12 protein-coding genes are annotated in these 14,076 nt (G+C 35.6%); 1 reads left to right on the plus strand and 11 read right to left on the minus strand.

The genetic code is table 11. The features are described from left to right. Positions 1-4: 4 nt before the first annotated feature. Positions 5-949 carry a Dyp-type peroxidase gene (locus AC1RPG_RS00990; protein WP_481761006.1) on the plus strand — a complete coding sequence of 315 codons (945 nt, stop codon included), beginning with the start codon at positions 5-7 and terminating at the stop codon, positions 947-949. Between the two features lie 190 nt (positions 950-1,139). Here AC1RPG_RS00990 and araA read toward each other — a convergent pair whose 3' ends face one another. From araA to AC1RPG_RS01045, 11 genes are all read right to left on the minus strand, one after another. Beyond that, the gene (gene araA, locus AC1RPG_RS00995; protein WP_481761007.1) at positions 1,140-2,567 is read right to left on the minus strand and encodes an L-arabinose isomerase; all 1,428 of its coding nucleotides are present in this window, start codon (positions 2,565-2,567) and stop codon (positions 1,140-1,142) included. Between the two features lie 43 nt (positions 2,568-2,610). Further along, positions 2,611-3,312: an L-ribulose-5-phosphate 4-epimerase gene (locus AC1RPG_RS01000; protein WP_409021771.1), complete on the minus strand. Its 702-nt coding sequence runs from the start codon at positions 3,310-3,312 to the stop codon at positions 2,611-2,613. Between the two features lie 5 nt (positions 3,313-3,317). Next, positions 3,318-4,934 carry a xylulokinase gene (locus AC1RPG_RS01005; RefSeq protein ID WP_481761008.1) on the minus strand — a complete coding sequence of 539 codons (1,617 nt, stop codon included), beginning with the start codon at positions 4,932-4,934 and terminating at the stop codon, positions 3,318-3,320. A 29-nt stretch (positions 4,935-4,963) separates the two neighbouring features. Further along, the gene (locus AC1RPG_RS01010) at positions 4,964-6,331 is read right to left on the minus strand and encodes a sugar porter family MFS transporter (protein WP_481761009.1); all 1,368 of its coding nucleotides are present in this window, start codon (positions 6,329-6,331) and stop codon (positions 4,964-4,966) included. 198 nt (positions 6,332-6,529) lie between these two features. Beyond that, complete coding sequence (locus AC1RPG_RS01015) at positions 6,530-7,648, minus strand: GntR family transcriptional regulator (protein WP_481761010.1); 1,119 nt, start codon at positions 7,646-7,648, stop codon at positions 6,530-6,532. A gap of 91 nt (positions 7,649-7,739) precedes the next feature. Continuing rightward, complete coding sequence (locus AC1RPG_RS01020; protein ID WP_481761011.1) at positions 7,740-8,660, minus strand: aldo/keto reductase; 921 nt, start codon at positions 8,658-8,660, stop codon at positions 7,740-7,742. Between the two features lie 74 nt (positions 8,661-8,734). Next, a complete protein-coding gene (codA, locus tag AC1RPG_RS01025) occupies positions 8,735-9,970 on the minus strand; it encodes a cytosine deaminase (RefSeq protein WP_481761012.1) in 1,236 nt (411 codons plus the stop codon). Between the two features lie 130 nt (positions 9,971-10,100). Beyond that, complete coding sequence (locus AC1RPG_RS01030; protein WP_409021777.1) at positions 10,101-10,247, minus strand: hypothetical protein; 147 nt, start codon at positions 10,245-10,247, stop codon at positions 10,101-10,103. Between the two features lie 105 nt (positions 10,248-10,352). Continuing rightward, entirely contained in the window at positions 10,353-11,702 is a 1,350-nt protein-coding gene (locus AC1RPG_RS01035) for a NosD domain-containing protein (protein ID WP_481761013.1), read from the minus strand. A 33-nt stretch (positions 11,703-11,735) separates the two neighbouring features. Then, entirely contained in the window at positions 11,736-12,608 is an 873-nt protein-coding gene (scrK, locus tag AC1RPG_RS01040; RefSeq protein ID WP_481761014.1) for a fructokinase ScrK, read from the minus strand. Continuing rightward, positions 12,608-14,020, minus strand: coding sequence for a glycoside hydrolase family 32 protein (locus AC1RPG_RS01045; RefSeq protein ID WP_481761015.1), 1,413 nt, complete (start codon positions 14,018-14,020; stop codon positions 12,608-12,610). The genes scrK and AC1RPG_RS01045 overlap by 1 nt, the downstream gene beginning before the upstream one ends. Positions 14,021-14,076: the final 56 nt, after the last annotated feature.

Below are 14,076 nucleotides of genomic sequence, written 5' to 3' on the forward strand. Positions count from 1 at the left end.
TATTATGTCAGTAAACGAAAAGTTAACACAAGATGTTTATAAAGATTTAGGTGAAGCTGTTAATTTCACCATTCTAAACTTAAATCACAAAGATCAAAAAGTTGAATTAGAAGCAGTTCAAGAGCTATCTGACCGTATTCCGGCCATCATCCGTAGTATGAACGTTCGTTATCCAAAAGCTAACTTAAAAGTTGCCTTTGGTTTTGGCTCTGATGCTTGGGATTATCTTTTCCCTGATGCTATCAAACCTGTTGAACTTACCCATTTTAAAGAAATTGTTGGGCCTAAATACACTGCCATTTCAACTCCTGGCGATTTATTCTTTCATGTTCGCGCTGGTGAAAGTGCTGTTGTCTATGAAGTTATGGCGCAATTTATGCTTTTCATTAAGGATGTCACAACTGTAGAAGATGAAACACACGGCTTCCGTTATTTTGAAGGCCGCGCCGTTATTGGTTTCATTGATGGTACTGAAAACCCAGATGTTAATGAAGCACTCGATTACGCCGTTATTGGGGGCGAAGATCCTGATTTTACAAACGGTTCTTATGCTTTTGCTCAAAAGTATATCCATAATATGGCCGCTTGGAATGCCTTAAAGACTGAAGACCAAGAAAAAGCAATTGGTCGGAAGAAAGATTCTGATTTAGAATTAACTGACGAAGAAAAATTACCAAATTCTCATAACGTTGCTTCACAAGATATGAAAGATGGCATTGAGCATAAAATTGTCCGTATGAACGTTCCCTTCTCAGAACCTGGGAAAGACATTACAGGGACATACTTCATTGGTTACGCACGTCATTTTGCAGTAACTAATCGAATGCTCATTAATATGTTCGAAAGTAAAAGTGATCGATTATTAGATTTCAGTACCGCTGAAACCGGTAATTTATTCTTTATCCCTTCAAAAACAACTTTAGAACAAATTGTGGATGGAAATCTATAACACGAAAGTCTGAGATTATTTTTTCAGATGCAGATAAAATTCTCAATTATTATCATTAGAAATCTAAATCGGTGCTTACGAATCTTTATTTTCGTAAGCACCGATTTTATTTGATATAAATCATATTTGATTACTCTTCTTACACAAAAAAAGGATATCGCTTTAACAGCGATATCCTTTAAAATATTAATTATTTTTTAATTTCAACATATTCAAGATCAAACATCTTAGCAAGATCAACAACTTGTTGTTCCTTCACGTTCATTGAAAGAACAGTATGATGACCACCACCATTTTCAATCCATGAATGAACGCCTTCTTTAAAACTTGGTTCTGGAATCCATAATTGACGAGCTACTGGCAAGTTAGGAGCTTCAACTTCTGGTTTTTGACCTTCAACAGAGTTAATTAATAATTTGTATTCAGTACCAAAGTCAGACATTGAAACAACGACACCTTTACCATTTGAACCATCAAAGATCAAACGAGCTGGATCTTCGCGGTCACCAATACCTAATGGATGTACTTCCACGCGTGGTTTTGTTGAAGCTAATGTAGGATCAACTTCTAACATATGTGAACCAAGAGTTACTTCATGACCCGCACGTAAATCATACGTGTAATCTTCCATAAATCCAGTAGCTTTATTATGTGCAAGAACCTTCATCAAACGGTCGATTGCAGCAGTCTTCCAGTCACCTTCACCAGCGAAACCATAACCTTCAGCGTTTAAACGTTGAACAGCCATACCTGGTAATTGTTTCATGCCCCAAAGATCTTCGAAGTTAGATGTGAATGCATTGTAGCCACCACGTTCCATAAATTTACGTAAAGCAATTTCAATTCTAATTTGTTCTTTAACATGGTCTTCGTAGAAGGCAGGATCGTTGTCGCCAACAACCATATCGTACATACTTTCACATTCTTTATATGTTGCATTAATTTCAGCGTCAGTTACTTCTTTCATTTCAGCAACTAAATCACCAATACCAAAGTAATCTACAGTCCAACCAAATTTGATTTGTGCTTCAACTTTATCACCATCTGTAACGGCAACATTACGCATGTTATCGCCAAAACGAGCAACTTTAATGTTGAAACTTTCACCGTAAGCAACAGCAACATCCATCCAGTCAGCAATTTGTGATTGAACTGCTTCATCTTTCCAGTAACCAACAACAACTTTATTATGTTTTTGAAGACGAGCATTGATAAAGCCGTATTCACGGTCTCCATGAGCACTTTGGTTTGTGTTCATGTAATCCATATCAATTGTTGACCAAGGAATATTTTCACCAAATTGTGTTGCTAAATGTAGCAATGGTTTTTGTAATAATTTTGTTCCACGAATCCAGTTTTTAGCAGGTGAGAAAGTATGCATCCAAGTAATCACACCAGCAACTTTGTCTTCAAAGTTAGCTTCTTTCATGATGTTAGTAATAACTTCAGCAGTTGTTGCAACTTCTTTAAAGACAATTTTGTATGGTAGTGAACCACTAGCATTTAAATTATCAATAATTTTTTCTGCATCACCTTGAACAACGTCTAAAACATCTTGACCGTATAAACCTTGACTACCGACAACGAACCAAAATTCTTTTTCACTAACTTTTAACATAATATAATTCCTCCTAATAGTTTATTATTTTTAAAAACGTGTTTTAGTGTTTAATTTGACCATAATATGCATTTTTACCATGTTTTCTTAGGAAATGCTTATCCAATAAGTATTGTGGCATGTCAATTGCATGTGGATTCAATTGCAATGTATGATAAGTCATCTTTGCAACTTCTTCTAAGACAACAGCATTATGCACAGCATCTAAAGCAGATGTACCCCATGTAAATGGACCATGATCATTAACCAAAACAGCTGGAATTTGATCAGGATCGAGTCCACGTTTTTTGAACGTTTCGACAATCACGTCACCTGTTTGTTTTTCATATTCTGTGACAACTTCAGCTTCATTCATGATACGGCTTGCTGGAACTGAGCCATAAAAGGTATCTGCATGTGTTGTACCGGCTGCTGGAATATCCAAGCCTGCTTGTGCGAATGAAACAGCCCAAGGTGAGTGAGTATGAACGACACCTTTAATATTAGGGAAGTTATTGTATAGAATGCGATGCGTTTCTGTATCGCTTGAGGGATTCATATCACCCTCAATTTTCTTACCGTCTAAATCAACAACAACCATATCTTCAGGTTTTAAATCATCGTAATCAACACCAGATGGTTTGATGACGAATAACCCTTTTTCACGATCGATTCCACTCACGTTACCCCATGTAAAGGTAATTAAGTTGTACTTAGGTAACAGCATGTTAGCATCGTACACTTCTTGTTTTAGCTTTTCTAACATATATACTAGTTCCTCTTTTCTTCCTTAATTTTTTTTATTGCCTCTGACTCAATAGACAAGCCAGCTTCGTATCTAGCTATAAATGTATTGTAACCTTCTACACCTTCAGGTTCTGGGCTTAACGTCATACTTTCTGGGTCTACAAAAACTTCATGATCTAAGAAGTCTTCTAAGCTTTGACCGTTATTATTTTTCTTAGCAAATATTGCTAAGACAGCCATTCCCCAAGGTCCACCCTCACCAGCAGTATTCATAACCGTAATTGGAATATTCAACGTATTAGCTAATACTTGTTGTCCGATTACAGCTGTTTTTAAAATACCACCTTGAGCAATCATTACATCAGTTTGGATATGTTCTTCTTGACTTAAAATATCCATTCCAATCTTAAGTGGTGCAAATGCCGCATATAATTGCGTCTTGATGAAGTTAGGTAATGTAAAGTTACTGTTAGGTGTTCGAACAAATAATGGACGACCTTCAGGCATATGTGTAATATTTTCACCTGATAAGTAACTATAATTCATTAATCCACCTGCATCGGCATCAGCATGAGTTGATTCTAAGAATAATCGTTCATACAACTGATCTGGTGTTAAATGAACACCTAGTTTTGCTGCGAACTCGCCAAAGATTGAAGCCCATGCATTAATATCTGACGAACTATTATTAACATGAACCATTGCAACTGGCGCACCACTTGGTGTTGTTACAATATCAATATCTTTGTACACTTTTTTCATAGGCTGATCTAAAACAGTCATAGAAAAAGCAGAGGTTCCAACTGAGATATTACCTGTTCTCTTACGTACACTGTTGGTCCCAACCATCCCTGTACCTGCGTCACCTTCAGGTGGTGCCATCAAGCTACCACTTTCAAGTTTGCCACTAACATCAAGTAATTTAGCTCCTGTATCTGTTAATGATCCAGCATTTTCACCAGCTCTCAAAACAGTAGGTAGGATGTCTTTAATATCCCAATCATAAGCAGAAACTTTTTCAATACCACTGAATTTATCTAATAAATCAGCTGAGTATGTGCCTGTTTTTTCATCAATTGGGAAAATACCAGAGGCATCCCCAATTCCGATAACTTTTTTACCAGATAACATATAATGAACATAACTAGCTAATGTTTCTAAATGACCAATGTCATTTACATGGGCTTCATTATTTAAAACAGCTTGATAAAGATGTGCAATACTCCAACGTTGTGGAATATTGAAGTTTAACAACTCTGTTAATTCATCAGCTGATTGTTCTGTATTATTATTTCTCCATGTTCTAAAGGGAACTAATAAATCATCAGATTTCGAAAAGACAAGGTAACCATGCATCATAGCACTGATACCAATTGAATCTATTTTTGTTAATGATTCATGGTATTTGCTTTGAACATTTGCAGCCATTTGTCTATAACTAGCTTGAATCCCCGTCCAAACTTGTTCAAGAGAATAAGTCCAAAGACCATCCTCCAATTGGTTTTCCCAATTGAAGCTCCCTGTTGCAATTGTCTTAAAATCGTCCGTAACTAAAACTGCTTTGATACGTGTTGAGCCTAATTCAATTCCAAGTGAAACTTGACCATTTTTTATTGCTTGAGATGTTTTTACTAAATCCATATCAATTACACTCCTAACGTATAGGTTACTTAATTTCTTGTACCTTCTTTTTCAATTTCTTCTAATGAGCGACCACGTGTTTCTGGAACGAAGAAACGAATGAATAGAACACCTAATAAACAAATGATTCCGAAGATTGCGAACACAGCATCTTGTGGCATTGAAGCTGTCATAATAGGGAATAATAGTCCTACTAAGAATGATCCAATCCAGTTAGCTGAAGATGCAATTCCTGAAGCACTTCCACGAACAGCTAATGGGAATAATTCACCAACTAATACCCATGTAAGTGGAGCCCATGTAAATGAGTAGAATGCAACGTAGATACATAAGAAAACAACAATCATCATAGGACTCGTATTTGGTACAACCATGTTAATGATTGTAGGTAAGATAAATGATAGTCCCATTACTAAACCGCCAAGAATTAAAAGTGTTCTACGTTTAAATTTATCTGCAATAACTAAGAATAAGAGTGAACCTAAGACAAGGATAATCCCTTGAATAATTGGCCACATTAGTGCTGAACTTGCTTCATTCCCAGTTGCTTTTTCAACAATTAAAGGAATGTAATAGAAGATTGCGTTAGCCCCTTGGAATTGTTGGAATGCAGCAACACCAACACCGGCCATAACTAAGTAACGATATTTACCTGTGAATAATTGAACCATTGATGTTTTTTCAATATGATTTTCTTCACCCGCAGTAGTTTGAATATCAGCTAATTCTTGTTCAACTTCATTAGCTGGACGAATCCAAGTTAATACTTGGCGAGCTTCATCAACTTTATTTGTTTTAACTAAGAAACGAGGTGATTCTGGTAAACGTGAAACCCCAAAGTATAAAACAACAGCTGGTACTGCTGCTAAGCCAAGCATAACGCGCCATGCCCATGCTTCAGGTAAATCTTTTAATAGAAAATCCATAATATATGAAAGTAACATTCCGGAAACAATCATTGTTTGATTAATTCCTGATAGTCGTCCTCGTAATTTAGCCGGAGACATTTCTGACATGTATGCTGGTACTAATGCTGATGAAGCACCAACTGCTAGTCCAAGGAAAATACGAACAATAATTAAATACATTTGGCCATTATTTGGTGAGAATGATGCGAGTAATGAACCAATAACGAAAATAATAGCTGACATCAAAATCATTTTACGTCGACCTAGCTTATCTGAAAGCTTACCGGCTAACGCGCCACCAAAGATGGCACCGAACATAACTCCTGAAGTAATCCAACCAACGGTTCCGGCACTATTTTGAAGAGCCCAATCTTTTTGCAAGAATGGTAAAGCCCCCGTCATAACCCCGATATCGTATCCGAACAAAATTCCTCCGAATGACCCAAAAAAGTAAATAAACTTACTAGATATTTTCTTTTCTTTTTGCATATGACACCTCCAAATTTTATTGTCCGATTGGTACGACCAACCGAAAAACCTACAGCAACCGTTTTCTGAAAACGTTTGCATTTATCAACAAGGTCATTTTCTCACATTCATTCGAACAAATCAATAGTTATTTTTATTTGTTCGAATGAATTTCAAAAAAATAAGTATTACTCAAATTTGAGTAATACTTATCATGCTTTAATTCCTATTTTTAACGCTTTCTCGAATGATTAGCTTTGCATCATATACGACAGATTTCGCCGACATTGTTTTAGAATTAATCATTTTTAATAACATCGTCGCAGCTTCTCGGCCCATTTTTTCCTTTGGATGTCTAATTGTTGTTAATTTAGGTGACATATATTTTGATAATTGATAATCATCAAAACCAACAATTGAGATATCTTCAGGAATTTTCATTCCCATCGACTTAACAATATCTATTAATTTAATGGCAAGCTGGTCATTGTAACAAACAATCGCGGTTGGATGATCCGATCTATGCAGAATCTTTTCAATTTTTTTATAGATATTTTGCATTGAATCAGCAGATTGGTACATCAATATCTCACTTTGGTATGAAATAGCTGAATGTTCCATATAAGCTTGCACGAATCCATTCATTCTTAACTGACCTTGTTTATCATCCACTTTAAAAATACCAAGTATTTTTCCATGTCCTTCATTTATCAAATGCTCTGTAGCAACCTCACTACCATTAAAATCATTTAACTCTAAGTATGGAATTTCCAAGTTTTCATAATGTGCATTAATAAAAAGGACTGGTATTTTTTGCGCCACTATCTTTTCGTATAAATCCTTATTTTTATTTATTAATGCGCTTTGTGTTGGTTCTACGATTAGTCCAGATAAATTCATTTCAAGCATTCTTAAAAGGCTATATCGTTCTTTTTCAGCATTATCAAGCGTATTACTTAGCATGATTGTATATCCCTCTTCAGAAATAATACGATCTATTCCAGTGATAATATTTGGAAAAATATAATCAGCAATATGTGTCGTCATGACACCAATTATTTTATTATTTTGTGTCACTTTTTTTACAGTATGCCAATCATTAACGAAGATACCGCCACCTTGTATTCGGTAGACATACCCTGCATTCTCTAAATCACCAATTGCTTTACGAACCGCATAACGACTAGATTCGTAAATCGACATTAACTGTGATTCAGTCATTAATTTATCGTTTACTTCATATTCACCCGCGACAATTTTCGCTTTAATTTCACGATAAACATGCTCATATTTGTTTTCCAAATCAAATCCACCACCTATTAATTCTAATTTTACCATACCCAGTATGTTAACTACGAAATTTTCATACGCTTAATATAAAAAGTAACCAACTAAAATAGTAATTAGTTAGTTACTTTAATTTTTTCATTTATGGTAATTTATTTCCTGCTGCACGATAAATTTCGTACCATTCTTCATGTGTTAGCTCAAGTTCTGAAGCATTCGCAATTTCAACAATTCTTTTTGCGTTCATTGTTCCAGCAATCACCTGCATTTTAGCTGGGTGACGTAGAATAAATGCTGTTGCGATTCCAGTATTAGTTGTTTCTTTTTCTTTAGCTAAACGGTTTAAAACTTCATTTAATTCAGCAAATTTTGGATTATCTAAGAATGTACCTTCAAAGAATCCGTATTGGAATGGTGACCATGCTTGAATCGTCATTTTTTTAAGACGCGAATATTCTAAAATACCGCCATCACGATTAATTCCAGCATCATTAACCATATTCACATTTGTTCCCAAATCAATCATTCCAGTGTGCATGACACCGAATTGGAGTTGGTTAACTAATAGTTTCATATCCAAAGCTTGTTGTAATAAATCAACTTGCCCAGGATAGAAATTACTAACACCAAAATGACGTACTTTTCCAGATTTTTGTAGTTTTTCAAATACACGAGCAATAGCTTCAGGTTCCATTAACGTATCAGGTCTGTGTAACAATAAGCTATCAATATATTCCGTATTTAATCGTTTTAAAATACCGTCAACACTTTTTTCAATGTGTTCAGCAGTAAAATTATACTCTACACCTGGAACGATACCACATTTTGATTGAAGAATAATGTCTTCACGTGATAACCCAGTTTCAGTAAATCCTGCCGCAAACACTTCTTCAGCTTTTCCTGCACCATAAATATCTGCGTGATCAAAGAAATTAATGCCATGATCAACTGATGTTTGAATCATTTCTGCAGCTTGCCCAGTCGACAATTCTGGCATGCGCATGCATCCCAAACCGACAGATGATACTTGAAGTTCGCTATCGCCTAAATTAATCATTTTCATTTTATTACCCCTTTTCAAGTCATGCCTTGATTCTAGCATTCAAATCAAGAAGGCGCTACCAAAACGATTACTTACTAGATATATAACTGGGTTTCTGCTGGCTTGGTTTCACTAATCACATCACCATTATGGACTGATAACATAACGGCAGCACGTGTATTCAACGCATCATAAAAATTATCACTATCCATAATGACGAAATTAGCTGGTTTTCCAACTTCAATTCCATAATGATCCATAACATGCATAGATTTAGCGCCATTAGTCGTCACAAATCGGTAAGCATTCATAATTTGACTATAACCCATAATCTGAGTCGCATGTAATCCCATGTGCAAGGCGTCTAACATGTTGCCATCTCCCATTGGATACCATGGATCTTTGATGTCATCTTCACCAAATGCAACGTTCAACCCATTCTCATCCAATTCTTTGACGCGTGTTAACCCACGACGCTTTGGATATGTGTCAAAACGTCCACCTAAGAACATATTTACAAGTGGATTAGCAATAAAGTTCATTTCTGACATCTTCAATAAACGCATTAATTTGTACAAATAAGCATCATCATATGAACCCATCGCTGTTGTATGTGATGCTGTAACCTTATCTTTCATCCCTGTTTCTAAAGCTAATGTCGCAACGGTTTCCAAGCTACGAGAACTAGGATCATCGATTTCATCCGTATGTGCATCAAATAATAAATTATATTTCTGAGCCAATTCAAAAGCGAAATGGAGTGATTCAACTGCATATTCTCTATTAAATTCAAAATGGGGAATTGCACCAATTGCATCCACTCCTAATTCAGCAGCTTTTGTCATTAATTCCTTCCCATTTGGAAATGATAAAATACCTTCTTGTGGGAAAGCAACTAATTGTAATTCCATCCAAGGTTTAACTTCTTCGCGGACCTCAATTAAAGCTTTCAAAGCCACTAAATCAGGATCAGTCACATCAACATGTGAACGAACAAACTGAACACCATGGGCTGCCTGCATTTTTAATGCTGTAACAGCACGTTCTTTAACATCTTCATGGGTTAACGTCTTTTTACGTTCAGACCAAATCCGAATGCCATCAAATAAAGTCCCAGATTCGTTCCATTCCGGATCACCTGCTGTGAGCGTTGAATCCAAATGAACATGTGGATCAACAAATGGCGGTAACATCAATTTATCGGTTGCATCAATGACTTTTTCATCAGCATTTTGTTGTAAATTTACCCCAATCTCAGTAAACATGCCATTTTCTACTCGAATATCTTGTAATTCTTCTTTATTTTCAATATGTACTTGTTTAATTAACATCGATTATCACTCCTCATTAAATTATCTATCATTCAAATTGTACATGACTTACACCCAATTTAATATTTTTAGTTAACTAAAAAAAGATTAATTCCAAGAATACTTAGAATTAATCTTTGAACTTTTATAATTAGTTTTTTTCTGCACCTAACTTAGTTGATTCATCTTCAATAAATTTAAAACCTGATTGTTTTTTTTCAGCTTGTGGATGTTTAGCACGTTCGTCCATTGCTTTTTGAGCCATTGCTTTGCGTTGTTCTTTACTCAACTTTGCCATTGCTATCGCCTCTTTTGATTTGGACAGTTATATTAAGTTCTAACTTCAACTTTCATTATAGTCCTATTTTATCAAAGTGGCACAAATTAAATCATTTATTTAAAATTACTGTTTTTTTGGGACGGTTGGTGTTGCTCTAAAAGCATTCACATTTTTATCCAAAATAACTTGTTCATTGCTTCCAGAATCTAAAATTGTATTTTGCGTTGACTTCTTTTCAACCAAAACAGTTGTTACTGTGACTTTTTTTAATTCTTCGGTTGCTAGTAACGCATCTACTTGTGCAGAAAATGCTGAATCGCCACTACCTGATTGAATTTCTGTAGCCACAACATTATTATTTGCAATATAATTACCATGTCCGGCAGCAAGTCGGATAATGACCGGTGTTGCACCAACTGGTTTAAGCGTGTTTTGATCAACCGTTTCTGAAAAATGATTTCCAATGACGGAATTATCATTACCGCTAATTGATAACAGCCCATATAAATCGTCTAATCCATTATCTCGATGTTGCATAGGCGCCCACGGTTCTTGATCATGCAGCATATGGTTTGAAGAAACCAATATCTCTGAGCAATTATCATCTAAAATAACCATTCCGGGATAAAATGCATGAATGCGATTATTTGTAACAGACGATTTCGTCACGCCAGATAATGAAATGCTACTTGCACCTCTTGGGAAAATATTATTAGTCGTAATTAGCAGTCCTCCGAAGTTTTCCGCAAAAATGGTATAGCCATTAAATCCAGCGCCCATTAAATTTTCAGTTACTTTCGAAGCTTGTCCCCATCCACGTAGTTCAATACAATTACCACATTCAGCAATAAAATTATCGTGGATTGTTAATGCATCTGCGTTATAAATGGTTACACCATGTTCTAAGTAAACAAAACCCATTTCTGTAATACGGAATGAATCTTGTGCACTTGCAACATAAATTCCAGTCTTACCATTCACATACGTATTTTCTGGATTTTTTTCGCCTGTGCCATCATCAATAAAGTGTAACCCATCAATATTAAAGTTCGAAAATTCGACTGAACTAATACGCGGATTTCCTTCTCTTGCAACATAGAAAGCTGCACCTTCAGATTCTTCATCCGTTGTTTTAGGATCGAGGTCAACAAGAACACGACTACCACCAGGCCATAATTCATGTAAATTTGACCATTCGTTTTGTGGTACGTTAAACCGAATGCTTGATGACGTAAATCCATGCCCAGATCCTTGAATTTTAAGAAAACTAATATCTATTAAGACTTGTGTACGCAAGTGATAATCAGCTGGTGGTAGATAAATAACTGCCCCTGGTTTTCCACCATCATTGCTATTACTATCAGTTTGATGACTTTTAATATCAGTAATAATACTATTAATAACTTCCCCAATATCTTCGTACGGGTTACCAATAGGCCATTTTGTTACATCATAATAATTTTTGTTTGTCATTATTTTACCCTCCAATTTTGTTAAATAACCCTATCATTCAGATAACATTTTTTCAGCTAAAGCGAAGTTTCCAACATTGGCTGATCCATTATTAGCAACTTGTGGTGCTGTAATATATTGATCTAATGGAGGAACGTCAACATAATCATTTAAAATTTCTTTGAATTCATGTCGCACTTTTTCCAATAAAACATCATTTGTAACGCCGCCCCCAAAAATAATTTTATTAGGACGTAAACTTAACGTTGTTTGAACGGCAGCCTGAGCAATATAGTAGGCCATAATATCCCAAGTTTTGTCTGTTAATGGGACATCTTTACCTTTTTTACCAGTCCGTGCTTCAAATGTTGGTCCAGCAACTAAGCCCTCTAAACAATCACCATGAAATGGACAGACACCTTTAAAATCAAGATCATCAGGATGTCTCTTAACTAAGACATGGCCCATTTCAGGATGGCCAATACCGCCAACTAAGTGGCCATCAATTACTGCTCCAGCGCCCACACCAGTTCCAATTGTGTAATAAACAAGTGAATTAATTTTCTCATTAAACAATGTCGACATTGTATATTCACCGTAAGCTGAACCATTTACATCCGTTGTCCAAAATGTTGGAATATCCAGTTTGCCCTTAAGAAATCCCAAGAAATCCGTATCACCCCAACCCGGTTTTGGTGTTTTCGTGATAAATCCATATTTAGGTGACGTTTTTCTGATTTCAATTGGTCCAAATGAGGCAACACTAAGTGCAGCTATTTCAAATTGCTTAAAATAGTCTACGACTGCCGTTAATGTTTCAACAGGTGTAGTCGTGGGAATTTGAATTTGATCCTTTACTTGATAATCTTCGTTACCTACCGCGCATACAAATTTAGTGCCACCTGCTTCAATACTTCCTAATAACATTACATTGTTCCTCCAAGTTCATATATTTTAATATCATAATTAGTTGAATCGCTACTTGTTTCAACTATAAGTTCCTTTTCATCATAAACCCTTTCAGAGAAACATGCTTCTCCATTATTCACAAATAATTCTGCTGAACTGTTGTCCATTAATAAATGAACATCCAATTCATTGGCAACGCTCACATTAGTTTCTCGAAGTAAATCGTCATTATACTTTTGTAATGTTACCTTACCTGTTGCAGCTTGATAGCTAACTTTTATTAATAATTTATTATCGCTATTTTTAATTTTAACGCTGACATTTTCTTGCCCATTAAAGTTCGCTAAATACTCAAAACTCTTTGTAGGGGCTTCAAAAATAGTGGTTGTATCCTTAGGTTTAGTGACATCTAATAATACTTTTTCGCGCAATTTTTTAATTTCTTCAACTGGTGTCATCAATAATTTACCATTTTTCATATTTAATTCTCTTGGAAATGTTAGTGCGCCTGCCCAACCATCTTCCTGTTCTGGCATGGGGCTCTCCCACATGTCCATCCATGCAAATATGATCCTTCTACCGTCAGGCGTAACCATTGATTGTGTTGCATAGAAATCATGTCCATAATCTAATTCAGTGAACTCACCATGATGTAATGAATGTGTCTCTTCATCAAATTTTCCAGTCAGATATCCTGTTTGGAAGAAATTTCTATATTTTAATTTATCAGCTTTAATTCCTTGTGGTGACATTACTAAAACGTCTTGTCCGTCAATTTCGAAAAGGTCAGGACATTCCCAAACGAATCCTTCAGAATCAACTGATTTAGCAGTTGCAATAGGTCCTAAGTAGTCCCAATGTTCTAAATCATCTGAGTTATACATAAGAACTCGACCCAAGCCATCCTTATTTTTGCTTCCGATTACAATATTATATTTTCCATTTTCAAACCAAATTTTTGGATCTCTAAAATCAGCATCATTATCTACAGGAGGCATTGAAATCACTGGATTACCAGCAAATTTTTCAAAAGTTATGCCATCATCACTAACGGCTAGGTTTTGATTCTGCCAATAACTATCCGGATCATTTTTGTCTTTCAAATTATGTCCTGTATAAATTAAATAGAGACGCTCATCCTTCACAATTGCGCTACCTGAAAAACAGCCATCCTGATCTTCTTGATCACCAGGAACCAAAGCAATTGGTAAGCTTTCCCAATTAACTAAATCTTTACTTCTTGAATGACCCCAATGCATTGGTCCCCACTGTGTTGAATTTGGATGATGTTGATAAAAGATGTGATAGTACCCTTTAAAAAAGCAAAACCCATTTGGATCATTCATCCAACCTGCTGGTGCCGTAATATGATACTTTAATCGATATCTTTCATCAGTTACCTCTGGATAATTAATCGTTTCATTTTTCAAAATTGTCTTCTCCTCGTTCTATATGTTAACCGGTTGTCATTATCTTAAAATAAAAA

It is taken from the genome of Dellaglioa sp. CoH-57-MRSF-18 (assembly GCF_056781995.1).

What these genes read in the sequence shown, in the direction of transcription:
- AC1RPG_RS00990 (WP_481761006.1), top strand. Translation starts at nt 5, where the DNA reads ATGTCAGTAAACGAAAAGTTAACACAAGATGTTTATAAAGATTTAGGT.
- araA (WP_481761007.1), bottom strand. Translation starts at nt 2,567, where the DNA reads ATGTTAAAAGTTAGTGAAAAAGAATTTTGGTTCGTTGTCGGTAGTCAA.
- AC1RPG_RS01000 (WP_409021771.1), bottom strand. Translation starts at nt 3,312, where the DNA reads ATGTTAGAAAAGCTAAAACAAGAAGTGTACGATGCTAACATGCTGTTA.
- AC1RPG_RS01005 (WP_481761008.1), bottom strand. Translation starts at nt 4,934, where the DNA reads ATGGATTTAGTAAAAACATCTCAAGCAATAAAAAATGGTCAAGTTTCA.
- AC1RPG_RS01010 (WP_481761009.1), bottom strand. Translation starts at nt 6,331, where the DNA reads ATGCAAAAAGAAAAGAAAATATCTAGTAAGTTTATTTACTTTTTTGGG.
- AC1RPG_RS01015 (WP_481761010.1), bottom strand. Translation starts at nt 7,648, where the DNA reads ATGGTAAAATTAGAATTAATAGGTGGTGGATTTGATTTGGAAAACAAA.
- AC1RPG_RS01020 (WP_481761011.1), bottom strand. Translation starts at nt 8,660, where the DNA reads ATGAAAATGATTAATTTAGGCGATAGCGAACTTCAAGTATCATCTGTC.
- codA (WP_481761012.1), bottom strand. Translation starts at nt 9,970, where the DNA reads ATGTTAATTAAACAAGTACATATTGAAAATAAAGAAGAATTACAAGAT.
- AC1RPG_RS01030 (WP_409021777.1), bottom strand. Translation starts at nt 10,247, where the DNA reads ATGGCAAAGTTGAGTAAAGAACAACGCAAAGCAATGGCTCAAAAAGCA.
- AC1RPG_RS01035 (WP_481761013.1), bottom strand. Translation starts at nt 11,702, where the DNA reads ATGACAAACAAAAATTATTATGATGTAACAAAATGGCCTATTGGTAAC.
- scrK (WP_481761014.1), bottom strand. Translation starts at nt 12,608, where the DNA reads ATGTTATTAGGAAGTATTGAAGCAGGTGGCACTAAATTTGTATGCGCG.